The organism is Vibrio sp. B183, from assembly GCF_000740665.1.
Lineage (GTDB): Bacteria > Pseudomonadota > Gammaproteobacteria > Enterobacterales > Vibrionaceae > Vibrio > Vibrio coralliilyticus.
Map to the genome: position 1 here is coordinate 158,910 of NZ_JPQB01000026.1, position 24,073 is coordinate 182,982.

Sequence of the window (24,073 nt, forward strand, 5' to 3'; positions counted from 1 at the left end):
GCTCCTTATACGATTACTAGCACAACCAGTGAAATAAATGCTACAGCAGCCCATTGAGTCAGAACGATAATTTTCTTATCAACAGGTTTGCCTTTCAGACGAATTGGCATAACTTGCGGCATCATGCTGAAGAAGGTCTGTGCGTGCAGTAGGCTGCCCAGCAAAGCGACGATATTGATCGCAACGACAATAGGGTTCGCCATGAATTCTAACCAGCCTTGCCAAGCTTCAGGGCCTTTCACCAGTGACCCTAGGCCGAAAGTCAGGAACAAAGTGAATAGGACTAACGGTAATACTGTAGCTTCACGCAGCATGTAGAAGCGATAAAACGGATGATCTTTCCACCAAGTTCGTTTTACCTCGCGAACGTAAGGTTTACGGTTACTCATCTTACGCCTCCTGTGCAGTCTTTGTTGGTGTGCCATCAGGCTTAAACATTGAGATCACGAAGTCCATAGAAGACTCGACCTTACCTTGGTTTACCGCTGCTGCAGGGTCTACATTCTTCGGACAAACTTCAGAACAGTAACCCACAAAGGTACAGCCCCAAGCACCGTTCTCGCCATTAATGAGTGCCATACGCTCATCTTTACCGTTATCGCGGCTATCGAGGTTGTAACGATGGGCAAGAGTCAGTGCAGCAGGACCGATAAACTCAGGATTTAAACCAAATTGTGGACACGCTGCGTAGCACAGGCCACAGTTGATACAACCTGCGAACTGCTTGTACTTGGCCATTTGCTCTGGTGTTTGTAGGTTAGTGCCGTCTTCAGGTTTACGATCGTTACCAATGATGTAAGGCTTGATAGCTTCAAGTCGCTCAATGAATGGTGTCATGTCGACAATCAAGTCTTTCTCAATTGGGAAGTTTGCTAATGGCTCGATCTTCACACCGTTTGGGTAATCGCGGAGGAAGCTTTTACAAGCGAGCTTTGGCACGCCGTTAACCATGATGCCGCATGAACCACAGATAGCCATACGACAAGACCAACGGTAAGACAGGTCTTTATCTAGGTTATCTTTGATGTAGCCAAGTGCATCAAGCGTCGACATAGTTTCGTCGAATGGTACTTCAAAGGTCTGGAAATGCGGTTCTGCGTCTTTCTCAGGGTCATAACGCAGAATCTCTACTTTTTGGATGCGATTTGCTGACATTATGCTTGCTCCTCTGCGTTCTTCTGTGCCGCTTTTGCTGCTTCTTCAGCGGCTGCTTTCTCTGCGGCTTCACCGTATAGACGAGCTTTAGGCTGTGACTTAGTGATGGTCACCTTGCTGTAGTCGATACTTGGCGCTGCATCTGGTTGGAAGAAAGCCAGAGAGTGTTTGAGGAACTCTACGTCATCACGCTCAGTACAGCCATCGTCTAGACGCTGGTGGGCGCCACGAGACTCTTTACGTAGGATGGCAGAGTGAACCATAGCTTCTGCGACTTCTAGGCCGTAACCGACTTCGATAGCGTAAAGAAGGTCAGTGTTGAACACTTTGCCTTTATCTTTGATGCTGATGTTTTTGTAGCGAGCTTTCAATTCAGTAATCTTATCGATCGTCGCTTGCATCAAATCTTCTTGGCGGTAGATACCACAGCCTGCTTCCATGGTGTGACCCATTTCAGTGCGGATATTAGCCCAGTTCTCATCGCCTTCTTGGTTCATAAGTGCTGCGATACGCTGCTCAACATCTTTGACTTGAGCTGCAATAGACTCTTCGTTCCATCCTTTGAATTCCGCTGCACGTTTCACCGCTTGTTCACCAGCAACGCGGCCGAATACCACAAACTCAGCCAGCGAGTTAGAACCTAGACGGTTTGCTCCGTGCAGACCAACAGAAGCACATTCGCCTACTGCGAATAGGCCTTTAATCCGCGTTTCACATTCACCGTTAGTTTCAATACCACCCATGGTGTAGTGAACGGTAGGGCGGATTGGAATCGGCTCTTTTGCTGGATCAACGTTGACGTAAGCTTTCGCTAGCTCACAGATAAACGGTAGACGCTCTTGCAGGTACTCTTCACCAAGGTGGCGAAGGTCTAGATGAACCACATCACCTAGAGGATGTTTAATGGTGTTGCCTTTCTGCTGCTCGTGCCAGAAAGCCTGTGAAACCTTGTCGCGAGGACCAAGTTCCATGTATTTGTTCTTTGGCTGGCCAACTGGAGTTTCAGGACCCATGCCGTAATCTTGTAGGTAACGGTAGCCATTCTTGTTAACGATGATACCGCCTTCACCACGACAGCCTTCAGTCATCAGGATCCCTGTGCCTGGAAGACCTGTTGGGTGGTACTGAACAAACTCCATATCACGTAGAGGTACACCATGACGGTAGGCCATTGCCATGCCATCACCTGTTACGATGCCGCCATTGGTGTTGCAGTGGTAAACTCGACCTGCGCCACCCGTTGCTAGGACTACTGATTTGGCTTTGATAGTGATCAGTTCGCCTTCCGACATGTGAATGGCGATCAGACCTTGCACTTCGCCTTCATCGACAAGCAGATCCACCACAAAGTACTCATCAAAGCGTTTGATGTTGTCGTACTTCATTGATGTCTGGAATAGGGTGTGAAGCATGTGGAAGCCGGTTTTATCAGCCGCGAACCATGTGCGCTCAACTTTCATTCCACCGAATCGGCGTACGTTGACTTCACCGTTTTCTTTACGACTCCATGGGCAGCCCCATTGCTCCATTTGGATCATTTCGCGAGTCGCGTTTTCTACAAAATATTCAACAACGTCCTGTTCACATAGCCAGTCACCACCGCCAACAGTGTCGTTGAAGTGGTTGTCTAGGCTATCTTCATCCTTGATAACTGCTGCCGAGCCACCCTCCGCTGCGACCGTGTGAGAACGCATTGGGTAAACTTTAGAAATTAGTGCGACTTCTAAATCAGGGTTTGCTTCAGCTGCTGCAATAGCAGTGCGAAGACCAGCGCCGCCTGCGCCGATGACTGCGATATCTGTGGTGATAGTTTGCACAGTTATCCTCCAGTGTGAATTTGCGGAGTATTCCGCTTGTTATCGTTAAATGGGTAATTCCCCAAAAGTGGTAGGGTTAGTGTAGAAGAGCATCATTATGGAAAAATTGATGTATTTAGGTTTTTGCTCCGGTAATGCATATGAGAGCATAGAAAATATAGGTTATGTGATTGCTATCACGGCAAAGCCACATCGATACTAACCCTTTGCCGTGCCAGCTGTTACGGGGATGTTGCGAGTGAGATTTGTTATTAATTTCCCCAATGATTAATGGAAGTAATTATTGGCTGTGAGACGTGATTTAAGCGCTTCAGGCTAAGTACAACTCATTTGCATTTTGAGTGAAAGATGATAGTTTTCGCCACAATAAAGCACCATGAGAGATTAGGTATGCAGGCAGATTGGCAACCCACAGCAAGCATTGAACAGTTAAAGCAGCGAGCTAATTTAATTCGACAGGTACGCCAGTTTTTTGATGATAGAGATGTCCTCGAAGTTGATACGCCAGCGATGAGTCATGCGACGGTAACGGACATCCACCTTCATACATTTCAAACTGATTTTGTCGGCCCGGGCTATGCGAAAGGCAAGAAGCTCTACCTGATGACCAGCCCAGAATTCCATATGAAGCGCTTACTTGCGGCGGGAAGTGGTTGTATCTACCAGATCTGTAAGTCTTTTCGAAATGAGGAAAATGGTCGATATCACAACCCTGAATTCACCATGCTTGAATGGTATCGGGTCGGATTTGATCACCACCAGTTGATGGATGAAATGGATGACCTACTGCAGCGACTTCTGAACGTTGGCGCAGCGGAGCGTATAACGTATCAGCAGGCCTTTTTACAAGTGCTAAGTGTGTGTCCTTTAGAGGCGTCGATGGAAGAGCTTAAGATGACTGCTGATAAACTCGGACTCAGTGATATTGCTCAACCTGAGCAAGACAGGGATACCCTGCTGCAACTATTATTTAGTGTTGGTGTTGAGCCTGAAATTGGTCAACAGGTACCTATCTTTGTATACGATTTTCCTGCGTCACAAGCCGCATTGGCAAAGATAAACCGCCAAGACAGTCGCGTTGCGGACCGCTTTGAGGTGTACTTTAAAGGAATAGAGTTAGCAAATGGCTTCCATGAACTAGACAATGCAACAGAGCAGCTTAAACGTTTTGAGTCAGATAATGCTAAACGACAAGAAATGGGATTATATACGCAGCCTATTGATAACCATTTGATCAAAGCGTTAGAAGCAGGCTTGCCCGAGTGCGCGGGCGTGGCATTAGGTATCGACCGCCTCATCATGCTAGCGACTAGCAGTGAGCATATTGATAAGGTCACGGCGTTCCCTTTCCCTAGAGCGTAATAGTAAAAAGGCTTGACATTGCTGTCAGCCTTTTTATTTTTCATTCTACTCAACAGTACTTGGTCTCTGATACCATTGAGAGCGAACGTCTGTTTTATCAAACAGGTTGTACTGCTTGTTCAGCATTTGCCCGCCATCTCGGGTGATTGGCTCCCATGAAATTTTCGCACGACCAGTGCTTGGCTTGATTGTCATGATGTCCAGAGGAATCGAGATATAGAAGCCTTTGTTGTAGCTTCCTTCCCCGTACTCTTCTGCTGTTAAATCGGTAAAAGTAGCGTAAGCACCGACAATCACGCCAGACTTGAACTGCTTAGAAAAATCGAAGCGAGCACCCATGTCTCCACCTAAGAATTTACCTGCACTGACCTTAAACAGCGTGTCTCTTAGGAAATCCCAATTTGGCATATAATAACCCGTGACATGCCCTGTTGTACCTTGGCTTAAAACATATGCTTGGCAAGAAGGTGTCGGGTCATTACAGGTTGCTTCATCATAGAAGAAGTAATCTTCACTGTATGTACCAAACCATGAATCAGGGTCGCGTTGACTGACTAGGTTCGCATCGAAGCCTACCGCCCAGTTTTTATTCATTGGCCTATAGAGTACTTCACCACCCACACCAGCGAACATCATTTCGAGATAGCCGCCGTACATCTGGGTGTAAACTTCTTCAAATGGTTGTTCAAACCATGTTAGCTGAAGATGGTTGAGTCTGACTGGATTATCATGCACATAGGCACGGAACATGGTTCGGACTCTAGGCGTTGAGTAATTTCTTACATGTGGTGAGTTTTCTACATAGTTAAACTTGTCGTAGTTGTCTACCAAGTTGAAGATGATTGAACCGCCAAACTCAAGGTTATCCGTTAGCCAATAGTTCGAATTTGCGCTGATGCCTAAACTGTACAAATAGAATGACTCAGGCCCACCGATGCTCTGCTTTAGGACAGGTTCTAAGCCATAATCCCAGCGCTCTTTGTTTTCTGCTATAGGGGCCTTAGCTATGCTTTTAGGCTCCGATTCCTTAAAGCTGTCTTTGACCTCTGCTTCACTGGATAAGTAACTAGCCGCAGTAAGGTATTTCTGTTTATCGATGGTGGTTTCTTTAAGGTCCATACCATCTTGCTGTTCAACGACTTTAAATACGCGAATTAGGTCGTTTGAATTGTTAGACAAAATTGCTGCGGTTCGATCGAGAGCTTCTTCTCTGTCGCGGTACTTTTTCTGTTGGCCTTTGACTATGACGGTATCGCCATCAAGGGTAATGGAGTTTTTCTCAAAGCCTGCGTTTGATTCAATCTGCTTTGCTGCCGATTGCCAGTCTGGATCATTGTTATCCACGTTGGTGACAGCCAGTTTTGGCTCATCACGCCATGTCGCTTTCATTTCGTTAAAGTTGGTGTAGATATTGATGCCAAAAGTGATGGTATCTCCACGTTGATAGCTGACTTTTGCGTCCCCCCAATCTCCTAAACGATAGTTAACGCCTACATTCCATGGAGTATGTTGAGGCATGGGTTTACCTGACTGTACAGGGTAGTCCTGTGTATAGTTATTACCATCATACTCAAGCTTCAAGCGAAGTGGTGCATAAGGAGTTTGATACTCAAGGCCGCCAAATATAGCTGCTGGGCCTTTAAACCATCGCTCGTAATCGACACTGCCGCCTGTGCCTCTGAAATCACTGTCGCGAGTACAGTATTCATCGCTTGCTTTACAGAAAGGATTGGTCACATTACCACGCTGGCCTAAGTAGCCCCAGCCAAGGCCTAAAGTTACATCTAAATTGCCAAAGCGTTTTGTCGCAGCAACAAATTCACCGTCAAATAGGCCGGTCCCACCAAAATCACGGACACCAATTGATGTTTCAGGTAGCCAGTAACCTTCTTGCCAAAGGCGGACTTTGAAATCGATGCCTTTGTCGGTATACAAATTATCGCCACTATAGGAAGGGTCGCTACTAAATAATAAGTCTGGTACTCGTGTATAGCGAACTGTGGACTCCAACCAACTCATTAACTGGATTGAGGCAGTATATTGTTGGTAGTCGTCGTTGACGCTAACACCTATATTAAATTCCCCTTCTTCCGCCATGCGTCCAGAAGGCATTTGCATGAGACCCACACCACCAAAGTCAGTTTGAGAGACTTTGAGATTATCGCTTGCCTGAATTGTTGAAACGAAACCAAGAGAGAGGAACAAAGAGGTAATTGCATTAAGTTTCATTAGTAATTTCTTCTCCAGGCAATTAGAGAGACAATGTCCTGTTCAAGTTGAGAAAGTTCTTTGGATGGATTGTTAAACCCAAGAAAGATGCTAGAACCTGGAGGAAGTGGTGTATTTTCATCATTCCAGTAAGCGAAACCGACTCGTTTGGAATTGCCATCTGGGTAGATAACCCAAGCATAACTATTACTGGCGCTAGAAAGCCCCCTAGATGTTGATAAGTAATCTTTGGCCGTCCAATCAGGCCTTGCTTCTGGTTTGGTAGCGCTGACAAATAATCCTTCTAGGTAAATGGTGTTTGGCCGATCTGGGTATTCGAATTGGTAATGACCGTTAAGCATAGGGTTGGCTGAAGGTGTCAGGCGAACGAAATCGAGATCTAATGAGACGTTTTCTCTATAACCAACGGGCCAAGTTTTCACTTGTTCGCGCAGAACCCCCAGACTTTCATAAAGTGTCGGTTCTTGCTTTTTGAGTTTATCAATTAAGTTCAGTACGGCCTGTTTTTTGTTATTGGCGACTCTTTGTTTATCTATGTTGAATAGAGCGTTATTCAGTGGATAGCTAAATGGTGCATGATTCTCACTGTGTAATACAGTGTCAGCAATAGCTCTCTCAAGGCGTATAGGTGCAGTATAGTCAATCACTAATTGCTCACTGGGAAGTTCTAGTTTTACGGTATTAGCGATAGCGTTACTGAAAACACCTAGAGAAAGAAGAAATAAAAAGCTACGCGTCATCTAGATTACCCTTTAAATGGCTTGAGTATTTCTTGCTCGATGAAAAGTCGGTTTGGAATGACCCATTGGGCTGATTTCAGGACATTTCCATTGTTATCCACCCAAAAAGTGTTTTGCATGGTCTTATCCAGTTTTTCAAATGAAATGTATTCCTGCCAGATTTTGACCTTTTGAGACCACATCACAGAGTTTAATTGAATTGTTGCCACGGATTCGGTGGTGATTTTTGCTTGGTGATTATATTGGTATTCAGGTTGCCAATCGTATACGGAAGTCCAGTGATACTGAGGAGTGTTAAAATGTATGATGCTATTGGGCGATATTTTGCCAGCTAGGTTTGCCTCTGGGAGGTTATAAGTCCTGACGATACGACCTTCTTCGGTAACAATCATCGCTTTGTCACTGGAGAGCCATTTATGCTGAGTTTTTCCAGATTGTGGATTTTTTTCAACGAATGCAAGCACCATAAAAATTTGTGGCCCATCATTAATCTTAAAATAGCTGCTAGCATAGGGTATTTTTTCGATTGTTTCTTTATTTAAGCTTACATCCTCAAAGCCCCAAAAGGCTTCTTTTAGAGTCGCGTTAGTATCAGCGAAGCGTTGCGTACATCCCGTTGAGAAGGTGATGAAAGTTGCTATAAATAGAGTATGTACTTTATATGTCATCGTGAAAACTCAGAACTAATAAATATCGCAAAAAAACACCCTTAGCTCTGCTAAGGGTGTTTTTTAACTAAAAGCACTAATTAGTTAGTACCATCAGTGCCAGTTGTACCATCGTTATCCGAAGCTGCAACTGCAACTGCCGCAACTGCGACTGCTGCACCAACTGCTACCGCGGTTGTTGTTGCTACACCGGCGGCGGCAGTAGATGCTGCGGCTGTAGAACCTGCAGCTGTGCCTCCAGCAGCGGAGCCACCAGCGGAACTGCCAGCAGTGCTCGCGGTAGTGCTTTCTTCAGCGAAAGCTCCTGCAGAAGTACATAGCGCAACTAACATGGTTAGAGCAAGTTTTTTCATTGATTGTTCCTTGTAAATTTACAAATTAACATCGATGTTGGAGCAAATTAGCTTGCTCCAGTTTTGATTCTATTTCACTTTGTTATATCTGTAAAAATTTAAATATCTTTAATGCAAGGTGATCACAGTATCGTGGAGCAATTAATCCATAGTGGCCTTTATCTTTACAATGGGTTAAAGTTTGGCTAATTCACAAAGAGTATTTGTGTTTTATATACGAAGACAAAAATAAAGCAGGACACATGCCAAGGATTGAGAGACTTAGGATATCCATTTCACTTACATCTATTTTGTTAATTAGTAATAATGTCTACTCTTCTCCATGGATCGAAGCAAATGATCCTTTCTTAAGGTCGACTATGGTAGCTCTGAGTGATGAAGAAATCCTTAACGGTGTTACCAGTACATTTCCTTTACGTTGGTCGTCAGTAGAAGGAGATAAAAGCTTCGCCGATACTTCTAATGGCTTAAATACCGAATTTTCTCACTTTAATTACGCACTACAAACCGCTAAGCTCAATCGTGGTAACCGCCGCTTTGCAATGTATGGTGGTAATAAGACGCTAGCTAATGATTGGTTTGGTGATATAAAACGCGATAAGTGGGCTGTAGAGGCGAGTTACGAGCATCTAGCTCACAGTTATGCGTTTAGGTTCAATTCTTCTTACCTAGAATACTCTGATGATCCTGAGCTTTCTTTCATAGATAGTTACATTGCCTTGAACGCTGGCCGTTTGTTACTTGATGTGAGTATGTTACCTAGGTGGTGGGGACATGGTTGGAATCACAGTCTCAGTTTAGCAACGTCTGGTAAGGATTTAGATGCGGGTCTGAGCTGGATCGGAGACAATACGGCACTAGGATTGTGGAATCTAAACATTGTTACGTCAAAGTTAGAGGACCTCGATTATGATTACAGGGCCTCTATGAGATATTCTAGTAAACTTAATTCTTGGTTAGAGCTTGGTTTGACTCAACATTATTGGTTTGAAGCAAATACAAATCACGTAACAAAAAATCAAAAGCAATCCGCTGTCGACGTAAAGCTTACTTTGCCAAAAGTGCATAATGTGCAGCATGGGCTATATGCTGAAGCAGCTTCGGCTCAAAAGAACAATGGCTTAGGTGCTTATCTAATAGGCTGGAGTGGGCATAAGTCTGTATTCAATAGTTCATTACGTATAGTTGTTGAATATCAGTCATTGGCTGAAAAGGAAAGTCAGTTGATTGTTGATAATGGAATTAGCGACTACCTACAGTCGAGTTATTTAAATAAAAATAGTTGGTCCTTCAGTAGTTACCTTCAGCTTGCCAATGACCATCAGATTTCTGTGATTGTATCAACTAAAAATTTATTGAACGGCAAAAATGATCAGCAGGAGCAATACCAACTGTCTTACCAGCTTCCTGCACTTCAAGGAAGAATCAAGCTTAGTGCAGATTATGTCAGTAAAGACACCAGTGACAGTGAAATGATATTTGGCTCTAAGTATGAGTTTAGGTTTTAATTGTATCGCTAATATCAGAGAACAGAAGATTATATAGTTTAATGGATACTACAACATTGAAGTTTAATATACATGTGTTGGTTGCCCCAATGCTCCTCAGTGCGAGTGTCAATGCTGCAACGCCAACTCAAGCGCAAATTAATCAGTTTCAATCCCTTCCTAAAGCTCAACAAGAGCAGCTTGCTCGGCAAATGGGTATCGACCTTTCCGCAATAAATTCTCTTAGTAGCCCTTCGTCGAGTTCAGACACGGAGACATCTGAAATAAAGAAACCTGAAAGGGCGACCGAAGCTTTAAAGAAAGGTGCTCAATCTAATAGTGAACCAGAGAATAGACTCACGGCAACGGAGCTACCTTTTTTTGGGTATGATGTTTTCGCTGGTCATTCTCTAGACTTTACACCCGTCGAACATTTACCTGTTCCTTATGACTATATCATTGCTCCTGGGGATGAAGTCAGAATCCAATTGTATGGAAAGTCTTATAGTGATTTAACGTTAAAAATCGATAGAGAGGGAAAATTAAATATCCCTGATTATGGCCCTGAGTATGTTGCTGGGCAAACTTTTAGTGAGTTAAAAAGCTATGTAGCATCGCTTATCCAGCGTAAGTCAATTGGTGTCGAAGCGATTGTTTCTTTAAGTGCTATGCGAACAATGCAGGTGTTTGTTACTGGTGATGTTAAGCAGCCTGGTGCTTATAATGTCAATGGGTTGACTACCTTGTCTCAAGCTCTGATTGCTGCTGGGGGAATAAAGTTAACAGGTAGTTTACGCAACATTAAAGTAAAACGACTTGGCAAAACAATCGTTACGTTCGACGCTTATGACTTGATAGTCAATGGTAACTCTAGTCGAGATATTCGCTTACAAGCAGGAGACACTATTCTTGTGCCTGCGAAGCAAGCTGATATTGTTGTTAAAGGTGAAGTACTTCGTCCCGCTCATTACGAACTCAATTCAGATAGTCGTCTAAATAGTTTAATTAATATCGCTGGTGGTGCTTTACCTAATGCTTATTTATCAAAAGTCAGCGTGAAAAGGCGTAGCGCAAAGGGTATTGAGCAGCTGACATTAGATATGTCATCCCCACATGGGAAAAATTTTAAATTACAAGCGGGTGATGAAGTCTCTTTGTTACCAGTAGGAGAAAAACTGGAGAATGCCATCGCACTTCGTGGTGAATTATTCCGCCAAGGTGCTTATCAATTTATAGAGGGACTTAAGATCGGTGATGTGATCAGCAGAGTTGATCTTAAGGAAAATGCCGATCTGTCTTATGCATTACTCGTTAGAGAAAAGCCTGACAGCCGTGATATTAGTGTATGGCAATTTAATTTAGGTGAAGTGTTAAAGTCTCCCAATTCGAGTGACAATTTCTCTCTTCAAAAAGGTGACCAGTTATTTGTATTCGACAATGGCCTCAATGTCGATTATTGGTACAGGGAGCAAAAATCTACAAATTTAAAACGAATGCATAAGCTCAGTGAGGGTGTTGATAATAACGCTGATGAGCAATCTCAAGATATAGATAAAAAGATCCAAAATGAGACATTACCTTCGTTCAACTCCAAGAGTGTTGTTGTACTGGACTCGGCAACAGGAGCCCTTGTAGAGAAAGAACAACAGAAGAAACTCGATATTGCTGACGATGATAAGTTTGCTGTGGCGGATGACTTTCGCCTATCTAGTCGAGAGTCATTACTAAAACCAATCATTGAAAGGTTGAAAGCTCAAGCAAGCCTTGCCGAGCAGGCTAAAATAATCGAAGTGACCGGAGCGGTAAAATATCCTGGTGTGTACCCTCTAACTGAAAATACAAACTTTGAAAAGTTAATTGCAGCAGCTGGTGGTTTTGCTGAACAAGCGTTTTTGTATAGTGCTGAGTTGAGTCGTTCAGAAAAGGTAAAGCAAGACTTTGTTGTTCAACACTACTCTTTTTCTCCAAATGAGATTCTAAGTGGTGAAGATGTCCTAGATATCAAGGCTCAAGATCACATTGTAATTAAAACTCAGCCTAATTGGCAGCGTGGTAATTCAGTTGAATTACAGGGTGAAGTCGTTTTTCCGGGGACGTATACCTTTCAGCGGGGTGAAACGATTCAAGACCTTATAGAGCGTGCGGGTGGATTGACTCAGTTTGCTTATGCTCAAGGAGCTGTATTTAGTCGTGAAAGCTTGCGCCGCCAAGAAGAAGAGAGGCTAAAGCTGCTCAATCTCCAATTGAAACAAGAAATTGGTAACTTAGCACTACGTCGGCAAAATTCAAGCGCTACCTATACCACTAGCCCAACTGAAGCTATGACTATTGCAGATGAGCTCGCATCAACTGAGGCCATTGGCCGTCTAGTTATTAATCTACCTGAAGCACTAGCTGGAAATTCTGATGCCGACATTATCGTAGAAAAGGGTGACAAACTATATGTCCCTGCTAGGCAGCCAATTGTGAGTGTGATGGGAGAAGTGCAATTTTCTTCCAATCATACCTTTACCCCAGGAATGACTATCGAAGATTATATTTCTTCGGCCGGCGGTACTAAAAAACAAGCAGATACAGACCGAATTTATGTTGTGCGTGCTGATGGTTCTGTCATGTTGCCAAACAATTCATTTTGGTTCAGTCGCAGATCTAATCCTTTGGAACCGGGTGATACCATTATCGTTCCTTTAGATACAGATTATCTAGATGGCTTGAGTACATTAACTTCAGCCACACAAATCCTGTACCAAATTGGCGTTGCTTGGAGTGCCGTAAAGGACTAACTAGCTTATGAGCCTTCTAAAATTAAGAGGGCTCGATAATCAAGAAGATATTATGAACAAACCAGTTATTCATAAAGATAATTTTACTCAAGTTCAAGACTTGCCAATTGCCAATGATGAAATCGATTTAAGGGGAGTGTTCTTTGCCCTTGGAAGAGGAAAATGGGTGATAATTGTTACTACCTTTTTGTTTGCGATAGGCGGAGTGTTTTATGCTAAATCCCAACCGAATACTTACCAAGCATCTGCAACTTTGGTCGCTGCGAGTGATGAAAAAAGTGGTGGACTTGCTGCTATGGCGAGTAAATTTGGAGGAATAGCCTCTTTGGCTGGAATTAATGTCAGTGGTGGAAAAACAGACGATAAATCTTTGTCTCTTGCTACGCTGGAATCTCGGAAATTTATCAATGCATTTATTGATAAATATGCTTTGTTACCTATTTTAATGGCAACGAAATCTTGGGATAGCCAGAGCAATAAGTTAGTACTTAACTCAGAGCTTTATGACGGTGTTCACTGGCTAAATGATCCAGAAGATCCTGAAAAATCTCTAGAGCCAACGGCTTGGCAGGCTTATAAAGCGTTTAAAGGCATGTTAAGTGTATCTGACACAGGTACTGGTATTGTAACTGTAAGCATTACTCATTTATCCCCATATGTAGCGCAGCAGTGGACGCAATGGCTAGTGAAAGAGCTCAACCTATGGATGAAAGAAGAATCTTTAACTGATACCAACCGTAATATAGAGTATCTTGAGCAACAATTGGACAGAACTAAAGTAGTTGATATGCAAAACGTATTTTATCAGCTTATTGAAGAGCAAACCAAAACTTTGATGTTGGCGGAAGTGAAAGATGAGTATGCATTTAAAGTTATCGATCCTCCAGTGGTACCTGAAGAAAAAGTTGGTCCTAAAAGAGCATTGATATGTATCCTCGCGACAATGCTCGGAGGAATGTTAGGTGTAGCTATTGTTCTTGTTCATTATGCATTTCGTAGAGAGAATGACTAACTAGTTAACGAGCTTGATTAAGGTGTTCTCGCCTTAAGTTCTTATCCTCGCTATACTCCCAGTCTGAATTTTAGTCCAGAGCCGCTTATTCTTAAGCCGCTCTATTATTGAAGAACACAGGACATGCAAGAATACATCGCATTTTTTCAAGAGAACATGATTCTCTCTCTAGTATGGGTTGGTCTACTGGTTGCCGTTATTATGAATATCGTTAAATCAACGACAGCAGCCTACAAAGAGATCACTGCGTCACAAACGACACAACTTATGAACCGTGAAAATGGTGTTGTGGTTGATATTCGTAGTAAAGATGAGTTTCGCAAAGGTCATATTACCGATGCAGTTCACATTTTACCTTCTGATATCAAAGCTGGTAACTTTGGCAGCCTTGAAAACCACAAATCTAGCCCAATCATTGTGGTATGCAAAACAGGTCAGACAGCACAAGAGAGTGCTAACCTTCTGGCAAAAGCAGGCTTTGAAAATGTCAGCTTGCTGAAGAATGGCCTGATTGCTTGGAATGAAGCAAACTTGCCTTTGGTTAAAGGCAAAAAATAAATTTAGTGGCTTTACTGAAAACGCTGATTGAAAAATCAGCGTTTGTTATAGAGAGATGTGAACATTTCCACGAATTTTAGCGGAAACCTAGTCATAGCAAGCTCTCTCGGTTAGTCTCCAAGCAGACAACTTGATTATTAAAGGATTTCAAAATGGCTGAAGCAGCACCACAACAAGACGCACAAAACTTTGCGATTCAACGTATCTTCCTTAAAGACGTATCTTTTGAAGCGCCGAACTCGCCAAATATGTTCCAGAAAGAGTGGAACCCAGATGTGAAGCTAGACCTAGACACTCAAAGCCGTGAACTGGGCGAAGGTGTTTATGAAGTTGTTCTACGTCTGACTGTGACGGTGAAGAACGAAGAGGAAACCGCGTTTTTGTGTGAAGTTCAACAAGGTGGTATTTTTACTGCTGACAAAATGGAAGCAGGCCAGCTTGCGCATTGTCTAGGTGCATTCTGCCCTAACATTCTGTTCCCATATGCTCGTGAAACGATTTCTAGCCTAGTGGTTAAAGGTACATTCCCACAACTGAACTTAGCGCCAGTTAACTTCGACGCTCTGTTTATGAACTACCTGCAGCAACAAGCTCAGCAAGAAGGCACTGCGGAAGCTTAATTGCTTTACCGCTGTTTCTCGGCATAAACAAAATGCACAGAGCATCAAAGGATGTGATGTGCATTTTTTGTTTATTGCCTACAATAGTTCCTTACACTGAAACCATTCGAAGTTCCAACTTCCAAATTTTTAATACGATCGGGCGGATTAATGACGGACTCAGACATTCAAAACGGCTACGGGAAAGAAATTGCTATGACGGTGCTTGGTGCTGGCTCATACGGTACATCTCTGGCTATTTCACTGGCGAGAAATGGCGCGAATGTGGTGATTTGGGGCCATGACCCTGAGCATATGGCACGTTTGCAGTCGGATAGAGCGAATCACGAATTCTTGCCAGATATTGATTTTCCACAATCACTGATTGTTGAGTCAGATTTAGAAAAAGCCGTGCAGGCCAGTCGCGATTTACTGGTTGTGGTACCGAGTCATGTGTTTGGCATCGTGCTTAACAACATTAAGCCTCATTTAAGAGTTGATTCACGTATATGTTGGGCAACGAAAGGGCTTGAGCCAGAGACAGGGCGTCTGCTGAAAGATGTGGCTGTAGAAGCGTTGGGGGAAGGGTACTCTTTAGCTGTGCTATCAGGACCTACGTTTGCCAAAGAGCTGGCGATGGGCATGCCAACGGCGATTTCAGTGGCCTCCCCTGATGAAAGTTTTGTTTCTGAACTCCAAGAGAAAATTCACTGCAGCAAGACGTTTCGTGTCTATGCCAACAGTGACTTTACAGGTATGCAGTTGGGTGGCGCAGTTAAGAACGTTATTGCGATCGGTGCTGGCATGTCAGACGGTATTGGTTTTGGCGCTAACGCTCGAACGGCTCTGATTACTCGTGGCCTTGCTGAAATGACGCGTCTTGGCGCTGCATTAGGTGCGCAGCCAGAAACCTTCATGGGTATGGCGGGGTTGGGTGATCTGGTTCTGACTTGTACAGATAACCAATCACGTAACCGTCGCTTTGGCCTAGCTCTAGGTCAGGGTAAAGATGTGGATACTGCTCAAGATGAGATTGGCCAGGTCGTCGAAGGCTATCGTAATACCAAAGAGGTCTGGCTATTGTCACAGCGCATGGGTGTCGAGATGCCAATTGTTGACCAAATTTATCAAGTGTTGTATCAAGGAAAAGATGCACACATGGCAGCAAAAGATTTGCTTGCTCGTGATAAGAAATCAGAGGCGTAAACGTCCAAAGACACGGAAAGCGAAAAACACTTAAGCAAGCTTAGGTGAAGGGTTGAGAAATGAAACATTGTGAAAAACAGAAAGTATGGCAAGCCATTGTTCGCGAAGCGCGAGAGCTTTCAGAACAAGAGCCAATGCTAGCAAGCTTTTACCATGCGACGATCATCAAGCATGAAAGCCTAGCAGCCGCACTGAGTTATATTTTAGCCAACAAGCTGAATACAGCGTCTATGCCAGCGATGGCTGTGCGAGAAGTGGTTGAAGAAGCTTTTAACGCTGATCACTCGATAACAGAAGCGGCGGCTTGTGACATCTGTGCCACAGTAAATCGAGACCCTGCGGTTTCCATGTACTCAATGCCTTTACTGTATTTGAAAGGTTACCATGCTTTGCAAGGTTATCGTGTGGCGAACTGGCTATGGCGCCAGGGTCGCATCGCACTGGCAACTTACCTGCAAAACCAGATTTCAGTGGCGTGCCAGGTGGATATTCATCCGGCGGCAAAAATTGGTCACGGTATCATGCTCGACCACGCAACGGGCATCGTGATTGGTGAAACGGCGGTAGTCGAAAATGATGTCTCGATTCTGCAAGATGTGACGTTAGGCGGTACTGGTAAAGAGTGCGGAGATCGACATCCGAAGATCCGCGAAGGCGTGATGATCGGCGCGGGCGCTAAGATTCTTGGCAATATTGAAGTGGGTGAAGGCGCTAAGATTGGGTCTTGCTCTGTCGTATTGCAGCCAGTTCCTGCTCACACCACGGTGGCGGGTGTGCCAGCTAAGATTGTTGGCCGCCCTAAAACGGATAAGCCTTCACTGGATATGGATCAACAGTTTAACGGCCGTTCACAAAGCTTTATTGGTGGAGATGGCATTTAAAGCTGAACCGCTGATAAGAAAACAAAAAAGGGTTGAAGTTTTGGCTTCAACCCTTTTTTATCGCATTAGCCTAGAGAGGCTAATTCAGCGAGTACTTCTTCAGCCCATTCAATCCACGCTTGGCGAACCAATAGATTACGGCGAAGCGTTAAACGTTCTAAACGCTGCTGTTTATCCAAAGTCGCAGGCGTTGAATAGTATGCGTTTTCTATTTCTTGATAGTGAGCCACTAGCTTGCGTGATTCCTCAACCAGTTCAGCCAATTGTTCACGATAAGGTGCGGAAGGTTGAACGGCGCAAGCCATCAACTTAGCTGAAAATTCATCACGAACTGTTGGATGCGCTGTTGGCTGATCGAACCATTCACCTAAAGCGACACGGCCTGAATCTGTGATGGAATATACTTTGCGGTCTGGTTTACCTTCTTGAGGTTCTAATACGCAGGTAACCAACTCATTCTGAGCCATTTTATTTAGCTCGCGGTAAACTTGTTGGTGGCTTGCTTTCCAGAAGTAACCAATAGTGGCGGAAAATTCTTTGGTGATATCATATCCAGTTGCGTCGCGTGTGCTTAGAACTGTCAGGATAACGTGTGGTAATGACATGTCTTCAATCCAAATGGTCAAATAACTACTAACAACTGCTTAGTTACTGTCGTGCTTCTGTGGCACTTATCATCAGTTAATTTCTTTAAGCAGCGCCAACAAAGTTGGCCATGTCACCTTAAAAGCCGTTTTATCACCTAGAGCGATATGTAGATGTTGTTGTGTATCGCAAGGGAGCATTAGTATATCTAAATAATAAGCATAAAGTGGAATAGAAGGATAAAATAACCCAAAAAACTGATAATTTGCTCAATAAATGGATATTTTGGTTTATTGTCCTGCTTGATTGATAGTTTTGCCACTTTTTTGTTTAAATAATGCTATTTGATTTGACGTTTTTAGAATCAGATATAGTAAAGGCTGCCCGTTAAGACAGCCTTTTTTGTACTTTGTTACAAGTTTATCCTGTGTTGCGCATGCCCGCTGCAATACCAGCGATAGTCACCATCAATGCTTCTTCCAGCTCAGGTGATGCCGCGTCGCTCTGACGAGTGCGATAAAGCAGTTCAGCTTGCAGCATGTTCAATGGCTCGACGTAAATGTTACGTAGGCGAATAGACTCTTGACCCCACGGATCGCTTTGCATCAGGTTCTCGTTGTTTTCAACGTTGAGCACAGCTTTGATGTCTTGCTGAAGTTGAGCTCGCAGCTTATCACCCAGAGGGAGCAGTTTAGGATCAGCTAAGCGCTCATCATAGTAACGCGAGATCTCAAGGTTACACTTGGTGTACACCATTTCCAGCATGCCTAAGCGAGTGGAGAAGAACGGCCACTCACGACACATCTCTTCGAGTAGCGCCTGATGACCTTTATCGATGGAGTATTGAATCGCTTCGCCAGCACCTAACCACGCCGGTAGAACCAAACGGTTTTGGCTCCAAGAGAAGATCCATGGAATCGCACGTAAGCTTTCTACGCCACCTTTTGGATTACGTTTAGCGGGGCGAGAGCCAAGAGGCAGTTTACCTAACTCCAATTCTGGCGTTGCCTGACGGAAGTACGGAACAAAGTCAGGTTCACCGCGAACAACACTTCGATACGCTTCACAACTGACCTCTGAAAGTACATTCATCAGATCGCGCCATTCCTGTTTTGGTTCAGGAGGCGGCAATAGATTGGCTTCCAAAATCGCACTGGCATATAGATTGAAGCTATTGACAGCGACCTCAGGTAATCCCAACTTGAAGCGGATCATTTCCCCTTGCTCTGTCACTCGCAGGCCACCTTTCAAGCTCTTCGGTGGTTGAGATAATAGAGCTGCATGAGCGGGCGCACCGCCTCGACCAATGGTGCCACCTCGACCATGGAATAGTGTCAGTTCAACCCCTTCATCTTCCGCGACTTTGACCAGTGCTTCCATCGCATGATACTGAGCCCAGCCCGCTGACATCACACCAGCATCTTTTGCAGAATCAGAGTAACCGATCATCACCATTTGGTGGTTCTGGATAAAGCCACGGTAGAGATCAATGCCCATCAATTGTTTGATCACGGATTCGGCATTATTCAGATCGTCTAACGTTTCAAACAGTGGGCAGACATCCATGCGATATGGACAGCCTGCTTCTTGCAGAAGTAGATGTACGGCCAATACGTCAGAAGCCGTGCGCGCCATAGAAATCACATAAGCCCCAAAGGCTTCACGTGGCTGGGCGGCGACAATCTTACAGGTGTCGAGTACTTCTTGGACTTGCTCGGATGGTTGCCAGTCACGTGGAAGAAGTGGGCGTTTAGAGGCCAGCTCATTGGTCAAAAACGCTATCTTGTCCTGTTCGCTCCACTGGTTGTAATCACCAATGCCAAGGTAGCGAGTCAGCTCTGATAAAGCATCGGAGTGGCGCGTACTTTCCTGACGAATATCGAGGCGCACAAGGTGAACACCAAAGGCCTTGATTCGGCGTAGCGTGTCTAGAAGCGAGCCATCAGCAATGATGCCCATACCGCACTCATGAAGAGATTGGTAACAAGCATAAAGAGGTTTCCATAACTGCTCGACACGTTGAAGGGGAGCTTTAACAGCCAGCTTCTGACCATTTACTTTGGCATCCAGTATTTCTTTGGTTTCAGTCAGCAAGGCACGCAGCTGTTTTAGTACGGCGCGGTAAGGTTCGTGTTCGTCTTCTCCCGCAAGCGAGCGTACCGCGTCATTACAGCGAGTCATCGACAGTTCACTGACCAGCTCATTGATGTCATTGAGGTACAGATCAGCGGCTTTCCAGCGTGATAGCAACATGACTTCACGGGTGATGGTATGAGTGACAAATGGGTTACCATCTCGGTCGCCACCCATCCAAGAAGAGAAATGCACAGGGCGAGCATCAATAGGCAGGCCTTCTTCAAGATAACCACGCAGACGACCGTCTAATTCGCGTAAAAAGTCAGGTACCGCTTCCCATAGGGAGTTCTCGACGACAGCAAAGCCCCATTTGGCTTCATCAAGAGGAGTTGGGCGCTGCTGGCGAATGGTGTCAGAGTGCCAACCTTGGGCAATCAATTGTTCGAGGCGACGTTCAGTCTTCTGACGTTCTTTGGCTGACAGGTCGTTTAACTCTAGTTTCGACAGGCACTTATTAATTTTGACCAGCTTGTTGATCATGGTGCGTCGAGTGATTTCGGTTGGGTGCGCAGTAAGCACTAACTCAATGTTGAGATCTCGCACCGCTTGAGCAGTGTCGAGTTTGCTTATGTCGTTTTGGCTAAGTTTGGAAAACAGGTTGTTGATGGCGTCTGGTTCGCAGACATGTGCATCGCAATGACGTGAAATAGTGTGGTACTGCTCCGCCATGTTCGTCAGGTTGAGGAATTGGTTGAAAGCATGGGCAACAGGCGTCAGTTGCTCATCGGGTAGGCTTTTGATTTCCTCAATCAAGCTTTCACGATCGGATTGATTGCCAGAAAGCGCAGACTTAGAAAGCTTACGAATCGTTTCTACTTTTTCCAGAAGTGCATCACCATGAGCGTCCTTAATGGTGTTACCGAGCAAGTGTCCTAACATGCTCACGTTGCTTCTGAGCGCAGAGTATTTCTCGTTCATTGTCATCCTGCCTTGTAAAAAAATTACATCCATTGTTCCTTGTTAAGTAGACAATCTAGCGAAAAATATCGCTGTGAGTCAAATGCTGTAGGCTAAGATTGCAAATATTGTGCAAATAAATGCAACTGAGATGACGTGGCCATTTTTTCTATATTTGTTGAAACTTTATTACAGAAATACGAGCTAATTCAAAGCTCGTTTATTGTTCAATCCCTATATGAGCATGAACGTATTCGCGGATAAAAGGCACCACTTCGGCTTCGAACCAAGGGTTACGCCTTAACCACAAAGTATTTCTCGGAGAAGGGTGAGGTAGGGGCAGATATTGAGGTGCCCACTGCTGCCATGCTCTGACGGTTTCGGTGAGTGTTTTCGGTTTGTCTTGCAGATAATAGTTTTGTGCATACTGGCCTATCAACAGCGTCATACCGATGTTAGGCAGTTGTTCGAGCACCTTACTGTGCCATTGCGGGGCACACTCTTTTCTTGGAGGGAGATCACCGCTTTTGCCTTTGCCGGGATAACACAGCCCCATGGGCATGATGGCTATCTTGGTCGCGTCATAAAAGGCCGTTTTATCAAGCTTAAGCCATTGTCTTAACCTGTCACCGCTCGGGTCATTCCAAGGGATGGACGTTTTGTGCACTCGGGTCCCTGGCGCTTGGCCGATGATCAGTAGCTTGGCTTCTTTACTCGCCTGAATAATGGGATTGGCTCCCAGGGGTAGATTAGGCTCGCACAGCCGGCATTGGCGAATTTGTTGGAGCAGATCTTCTAGCATCAGTAACCTTTGTCGAGATCGACTTCATTCAGTAGAGAAAACCCATCTCGCCAACGTTGATAATTGTCAGCAAAGATCTCGACCACCTGCTCAGGGAAGCTAAGAGCAGCAATATGCGGAGTGATCGTGACCGCTGGGTGGTGCCAGAATGGATGACTGGCTTCGAGTGGCTCGTTTTCAAACACATCAAGAAAGGCATGGGCAATGGCTTGCTCTTCTATAGCGGCAAGTAAACCATTCTCACAGACGACATCGCCGCGGCCCACATTGAACAGTAAGGCGGATTGGCAGTGACTGAGAGACTGATGATTAAGTAGATGATGTGTTTCTTTGGTACTGGGCAGCGTGTTAACTACCACATCGACTCGGCTCAGTACACTGTCTAGTTCCTGAATATGGTAAGTTTCGTCAAAAGGAGAATGCATGGACGGAATACCACTGCGGTTAATACCGATCACTTTTATGCCAAATGCCTGAGCCGTTTTGGCGAGATGGTTACCTATCGAGCCAGTCCCTAAAATCAATAAAGTGAGTGCGCTTAGAGATTGATAGGGTTTGGGTTCCCATTTGGCCTGATTCTGACTTTCTTGATAGTGCAAAAAGTGGCGATAATGTTGGATTAGGTAGCCGAGAACGTATTCAGAGATTTGCTGACCAAATATCCCCTTCACATTGGTCAGGAGAAAGTTTGGGGTGTTGTTGGTGAGAGCATCGACACCAGCATAAATCGATTGCATCCACTCTACGTTGGGAAAATCACTAAGCCGCTTGGCGACCAGTGGTGGAGAGGCGAGTAAAATAGCAGCATCTTCTGTATTGTCGGTGATCTCGAGATCCGGTAACTGCAGCTTGTCGATCTGCTGCTGGTAAGTTTCGTTATGCTCAGTCAGTAAATAGACTTTGTTGGTGAAATTGTTCATCGGCTTCGCTTTTTTCCACTATGGTTATCAAGTACACTTCCGCTGTCTTTTTCTGAACCAATGAGTCCTTATGCTACAGAACCCTCTTCAACTTCGTCTTGAGAAGTTAGAACCTTGGAAGCAGATTACCTTTATGGCGTGTCTGTGTGAACGTATGTACCCTAATTTTGCGATGTTTTGTGACAGCACGGAATTTGCAGAGCCACGTATTTATCGCGATATTCTGGATAGCATTTGGGAGCAACTAACAGTCAAGAGTGCCAAGGTTAATTATGAGCGCCAGTTGGAGAAGTTAGAAGAGATTATTCCAAGTTCTGAAGATTTTGATTTTTATGGTGTCTACCCCGCGATTGATGCCTGTATTGGTTTGTCTACCCTGCTACACGGCCTGTTGGATCGCGATGACTTATTTGAAAGCATGCAAAAAATCAGTCAACAGTCGGTACAGACGGTTGCTCAGCTAGAAGAAGCGCAAACTGGCCTCGAAATAACTAATGATAATCAGAAAGACAATGAAGCGGTTTGTGAAGAGTGGGATGTGCAGTGGGCCATTTTCCGTCCACTGAAAGATGCTCAGGAACGAGACATTGAACTGATTAAAGATCTTCGCTTTGAGCTGAGAGAAGATGGTATCAGCAATATTGGCGTCAGCCTTTAATGTGAATCGGGAGCCATAGGCTCCCGATTTTATTAGTGGTCTTCTTTCTTGGTTTGTAGTTCAGAAACCTGATCTTCTTCATCGTCATCGCGACTTTCGATCACGCCGTGAGTCTCTTTCCATTTTTCCCAGCGCTCAAACGCAAGCTCTTGCATGTCGGTGGCTCTGTCCGCTTCATCGACGATCTCTTCCCCAACTAAGTGCTCGAAGATATCTTCCAGCGTAAGGATTCCTTGAATGGTGCCATATTCATCAACAACCATCGCTAACTGGAGGCGCTTCGCCATCATCTGCTCAAACGCTTTTGGCAGAGACAAGTTATTCAGTAGGACGTGAACCGGACGCATCACTGCCCCTAGCTGTTTCTCGCCACAACCTGCCTGCTGAAGTTTAAACATCTCTAAGCGGTGTACAAAACCGATGATATTGTCTTTGGACTGGCTGTAAACCAGTGGGCGAGAAAACGGCGTGTCTTTATGCTGAGCAAGAAATTCATTGATGCTCATTTCAGCGTCAACACGGAACACGACCGGACGTGGTGTCATGACCTGAGTAACAGGAACGTCCTGAATGCCAAGCAGGTTGTTAAGAATTTTCGTCTCACCTTCTGCAAATTCACCGCTCTCTTTAGCCAGAATCGCCATCGCAGAGAGTTCATCACGCATCTTTGGTGCTTGGTGACCGCGGGCAAGGCGTTTAGTGATCTGCTCTGAAAACCACACAAACGGTGTCAGTGCCCACACCATCCAACGTAACGTTATGGCTGCAAGAGGAGACAGCTGACGCCAGTATGTTGCGCCAATGGTTTTAGGCACAATTTCCGATAGCACAAGAATACCCAGAGTTAATACACCTGAGAATACACCTAGCCATTCGCTACCAAAAACTACAGCAGCTTGTGCTCCTGCACTGGCGGCGCCGATAGTGTGAGCGATGGTATTCAGTGTCAGAATTGAAGCTAGTGGGCGGTCGATATCCGCTTTTAATTTTGATAATTTCTCTGCGGCCGGATGGCCTTGCTGACGCAGTTGTGCCAGATAGCTGGGAGTAATACTCAGTAGAACCGCTTCGAGGACCGAGCAGATAAAGGATACGCCAATCGCAACAGAGACGTAGATGGTTAGCAGTAACATAAATGTCCTATATCAGGTTTATACCACCACCGAATTTTGCAATGTACCCATCAAAATTATCAATTATGAAATGAGTCACTATGCCTGGGCAT

General features: G+C 44.7%; 21 protein-coding genes. 9 read left to right on the forward strand and 12 right to left on the reverse strand.

The annotated features are described in order from the left end of the window. Positions 1-5 precede the first annotated feature (5 nt). The 3 genes from frdC to frdA are packed head-to-tail and all read right to left on the reverse strand — an operon-like array spanning position 6 to position 2,972. Complete coding sequence (frdC, locus tag IX95_RS22725; protein WP_038164253.1) at positions 6-389, reverse strand: fumarate reductase subunit FrdC; 384 nt, start codon at positions 387-389, stop codon at positions 6-8. A gap of 1 nt (position 390) precedes the next feature. Further along, the gene (locus tag IX95_RS22730) at positions 391-1,155 is read right to left on the reverse strand and encodes a succinate dehydrogenase/fumarate reductase iron-sulfur subunit (protein WP_019276838.1); all 765 of its coding nucleotides are present in this window, start codon (positions 1,153-1,155) and stop codon (positions 391-393) included. Continuing rightward, entirely contained in the window at positions 1,155-2,972 is a 1,818-nt protein-coding gene (frdA, locus tag IX95_RS22735; protein WP_038164256.1) for a fumarate reductase (quinol) flavoprotein subunit, read from the reverse strand. The genes IX95_RS22730 and frdA overlap by 1 nt, the downstream gene beginning before the upstream one ends. 390 nt (positions 2,973-3,362) lie before the next feature. On the opposite strand from frdA, the gene epmA reads away from it, so the two are divergent. Beyond that, positions 3,363-4,334 carry an elongation factor P--(R)-beta-lysine ligase gene (epmA, locus tag IX95_RS22740; protein ID WP_021457303.1) on the forward strand — a complete coding sequence of 324 codons (972 nt, stop codon included), beginning with the start codon at positions 3,363-3,365 and terminating at the stop codon, positions 4,332-4,334. A 45-nt stretch (positions 4,335-4,379) separates the two neighbouring features. Here the strand turns inward: epmA and IX95_RS22745 are convergent, their stop codons facing one another. From IX95_RS22745 to IX95_RS22760, 4 genes are all read right to left on the reverse strand, one after another. Then, on the reverse strand, positions 4,380-6,563 hold the full coding sequence (locus tag IX95_RS22745) for a YjbH domain-containing protein (protein ID WP_038164258.1): 2,184 nt from the start codon (positions 6,561-6,563) through the stop codon (positions 4,380-4,382). Next, on the reverse strand, positions 6,563-7,303 hold the full coding sequence (locus IX95_RS22750) for a capsule biosynthesis GfcC family protein (protein ID WP_019276834.1): 741 nt from the start codon (positions 7,301-7,303) through the stop codon (positions 6,563-6,565). The genes IX95_RS22745 and IX95_RS22750 overlap by 1 nt, the downstream gene beginning before the upstream one ends. Before the next feature lie 5 nt (positions 7,304-7,308). Further along, a complete protein-coding gene (locus IX95_RS22755; protein WP_019276833.1) occupies positions 7,309-7,971 on the reverse strand; it encodes a YjbF family lipoprotein in 663 nt (220 codons plus the stop codon). An 80-nt stretch (positions 7,972-8,051) separates the two neighbouring features. Beyond that, positions 8,052-8,324: a hypothetical protein gene (locus IX95_RS22760; protein ID WP_019276832.1), complete on the reverse strand. Its 273-nt coding sequence runs from the start codon at positions 8,322-8,324 to the stop codon at positions 8,052-8,054. Positions 8,325-8,683: 359 nt separating this feature from the next. Between IX95_RS22760 and IX95_RS22765 the strand changes: the two genes are divergently transcribed. From IX95_RS22765 to cysE, 7 genes are all read left to right on the forward strand, one after another. Beyond that, entirely contained in the window at positions 8,684-9,832 is a 1,149-nt protein-coding gene (locus IX95_RS22765; RefSeq protein ID WP_081885470.1) for a capsule assembly Wzi family protein, read from the forward strand. A gap of 41 nt (positions 9,833-9,873) precedes the next feature. Continuing rightward, a complete protein-coding gene (locus IX95_RS22770; RefSeq protein ID WP_050946455.1) occupies positions 9,874-12,594 on the forward strand; it encodes a polysaccharide biosynthesis/export family protein in 2,721 nt (906 codons plus the stop codon). Positions 12,595-12,646: 52 nt separating this feature from the next. Continuing rightward, a complete protein-coding gene (locus IX95_RS22775; RefSeq protein WP_029236224.1) occupies positions 12,647-13,606 on the forward strand; it encodes a Wzz/FepE/Etk N-terminal domain-containing protein in 960 nt (319 codons plus the stop codon). A gap of 123 nt (positions 13,607-13,729) precedes the next feature. Continuing rightward, positions 13,730-14,164 (forward strand): rhodanese-like domain-containing protein, encoded by a 435-nt coding sequence (locus IX95_RS22780; protein ID WP_038164260.1) that lies wholly within the window; start codon positions 13,730-13,732, stop codon positions 14,162-14,164. Positions 14,165-14,316: 152 nt separating this feature from the next. Continuing rightward, positions 14,317-14,784 (forward strand): protein-export chaperone SecB, encoded by a 468-nt coding sequence (gene secB, locus IX95_RS22785; protein ID WP_019276827.1) that lies wholly within the window; start codon positions 14,317-14,319, stop codon positions 14,782-14,784. Between the two features lie 150 nt (positions 14,785-14,934). Beyond that, positions 14,935-15,969 carry an NAD(P)H-dependent glycerol-3-phosphate dehydrogenase gene (gpsA, locus tag IX95_RS22790; protein ID WP_038164262.1) on the forward strand — a complete coding sequence of 345 codons (1,035 nt, stop codon included), beginning with the start codon at positions 14,935-14,937 and terminating at the stop codon, positions 15,967-15,969. Positions 15,970-16,028: 59 nt separating this feature from the next. Further along, the gene (gene cysE / locus IX95_RS22795) at positions 16,029-16,850 is read left to right on the forward strand and encodes a serine O-acetyltransferase (protein ID WP_006963300.1); all 822 of its coding nucleotides are present in this window, start codon (positions 16,029-16,031) and stop codon (positions 16,848-16,850) included. Positions 16,851-16,915: 65 nt separating this feature from the next. Here the strand turns inward: cysE and IX95_RS22800 are convergent, their stop codons facing one another. From IX95_RS22800 to IX95_RS22815, 4 genes are all read right to left on the reverse strand, one after another. Next, on the reverse strand, positions 16,916-17,455 hold the full coding sequence (locus tag IX95_RS22800; protein ID WP_006963298.1) for a PadR family transcriptional regulator: 540 nt from the start codon (positions 17,453-17,455) through the stop codon (positions 16,916-16,918). Positions 17,456-17,855: 400 nt separating this feature from the next. Further along, positions 17,856-20,489, reverse strand: a complete 2,634-nt coding sequence (ppc, locus tag IX95_RS22805) for a phosphoenolpyruvate carboxylase (protein ID WP_038164399.1) — start codon at positions 20,487-20,489, stop codon at positions 17,856-17,858. 199 nt (positions 20,490-20,688) lie between these two features. Beyond that, positions 20,689-21,270 (reverse strand): uracil-DNA glycosylase family protein, encoded by a 582-nt coding sequence (locus IX95_RS22810; protein WP_038164265.1) that lies wholly within the window; start codon positions 21,268-21,270, stop codon positions 20,689-20,691. Next, positions 21,270-22,190 (reverse strand): D-2-hydroxyacid dehydrogenase, encoded by a 921-nt coding sequence (locus tag IX95_RS22815; protein ID WP_038164267.1) that lies wholly within the window; start codon positions 22,188-22,190, stop codon positions 21,270-21,272. The genes IX95_RS22810 and IX95_RS22815 overlap by 1 nt, the downstream gene beginning before the upstream one ends. A gap of 70 nt (positions 22,191-22,260) precedes the next feature. Here IX95_RS22815 and IX95_RS22820 point away from each other — a divergent pair, with 70 nt between their 5' ends. After that, positions 22,261-22,848, forward strand: a complete 588-nt coding sequence (locus tag IX95_RS22820) for a YjaG family protein (protein WP_006963287.1) — start codon at positions 22,261-22,263, stop codon at positions 22,846-22,848. Between the two features lie 32 nt (positions 22,849-22,880). Here IX95_RS22820 and IX95_RS22825 read toward each other — a convergent pair whose 3' ends face one another. Next, positions 22,881-23,981, reverse strand: a complete 1,101-nt coding sequence (locus tag IX95_RS22825) for a CNNM domain-containing protein (RefSeq protein WP_038164269.1) — start codon at positions 23,979-23,981, stop codon at positions 22,881-22,883. Between the last annotated feature and the right edge of the window lie 92 nt (positions 23,982-24,073).

Excerpts from the sequence above, each read along its gene's own strand:
- IX95_RS22770 (WP_050946455.1), top strand. The coding sequence starts at position 9,874 with ATGGATACTACAACATTGAAGTTTAATATACATGTGTTGGTTGCCCCA.
- IX95_RS22815 (WP_038164267.1), bottom strand. The coding sequence starts at position 22,190 with ATGAACAATTTCACCAACAAAGTCTATTTACTGACTGAGCATAACGAA.
- cysE (WP_006963300.1), top strand. The coding sequence starts at position 16,029 with ATGAAACATTGTGAAAAACAGAAAGTATGGCAAGCCATTGTTCGCGAA.
- IX95_RS22745 (WP_038164258.1), bottom strand. The coding sequence starts at position 6,563 with ATGAAACTTAATGCAATTACCTCTTTGTTCCTCTCTCTTGGTTTCGTT.
- IX95_RS22825 (WP_038164269.1), bottom strand. The coding sequence starts at position 23,981 with ATGTTACTGCTAACCATCTACGTCTCTGTTGCGATTGGCGTATCCTTT.
- gpsA (WP_038164262.1), top strand. The coding sequence starts at position 14,935 with ATGACGGACTCAGACATTCAAAACGGCTACGGGAAAGAAATTGCTATG.
- secB (WP_019276827.1), top strand. The coding sequence starts at position 14,317 with ATGGCTGAAGCAGCACCACAACAAGACGCACAAAACTTTGCGATTCAA.
- IX95_RS22810 (WP_038164265.1), bottom strand. The coding sequence starts at position 21,270 with ATGCTAGAAGATCTGCTCCAACAAATTCGCCAATGCCGGCTGTGCGAG.
- IX95_RS22800 (WP_006963298.1), bottom strand. The coding sequence starts at position 17,455 with ATGTCATTACCACACGTTATCCTGACAGTTCTAAGCACACGCGACGCA.
- IX95_RS22820 (WP_006963287.1), top strand. The coding sequence starts at position 22,261 with ATGCTACAGAACCCTCTTCAACTTCGTCTTGAGAAGTTAGAACCTTGG.
- IX95_RS22755 (WP_019276833.1), bottom strand. The coding sequence starts at position 7,971 with ATGACATATAAAGTACATACTCTATTTATAGCAACTTTCATCACCTTC.
- IX95_RS22760 (WP_019276832.1), bottom strand. The coding sequence starts at position 8,324 with ATGAAAAAACTTGCTCTAACCATGTTAGTTGCGCTATGTACTTCTGCA.
- IX95_RS22765 (WP_081885470.1), top strand. The coding sequence starts at position 8,684 with ATGGTAGCTCTGAGTGATGAAGAAATCCTTAACGGTGTTACCAGTACA.
- IX95_RS22730 (WP_019276838.1), bottom strand. The coding sequence starts at position 1,155 with ATGTCAGCAAATCGCATCCAAAAAGTAGAGATTCTGCGTTATGACCCT.
- ppc (WP_038164399.1), bottom strand. The coding sequence starts at position 20,489 with ATGAACGAGAAATACTCTGCGCTCAGAAGCAACGTGAGCATGTTAGGA.
- epmA (WP_021457303.1), top strand. The coding sequence starts at position 3,363 with ATGCAGGCAGATTGGCAACCCACAGCAAGCATTGAACAGTTAAAGCAG.
- IX95_RS22775 (WP_029236224.1), top strand. The coding sequence starts at position 12,647 with ATGAACAAACCAGTTATTCATAAAGATAATTTTACTCAAGTTCAAGAC.
- frdC (WP_038164253.1), bottom strand. The coding sequence starts at position 389 with ATGAGTAACCGTAAACCTTACGTTCGCGAGGTAAAACGAACTTGGTGG.
- IX95_RS22780 (WP_038164260.1), top strand. The coding sequence starts at position 13,730 with ATGCAAGAATACATCGCATTTTTTCAAGAGAACATGATTCTCTCTCTA.
- IX95_RS22750 (WP_019276834.1), bottom strand. The coding sequence starts at position 7,303 with ATGACGCGTAGCTTTTTATTTCTTCTTTCTCTAGGTGTTTTCAGTAAC.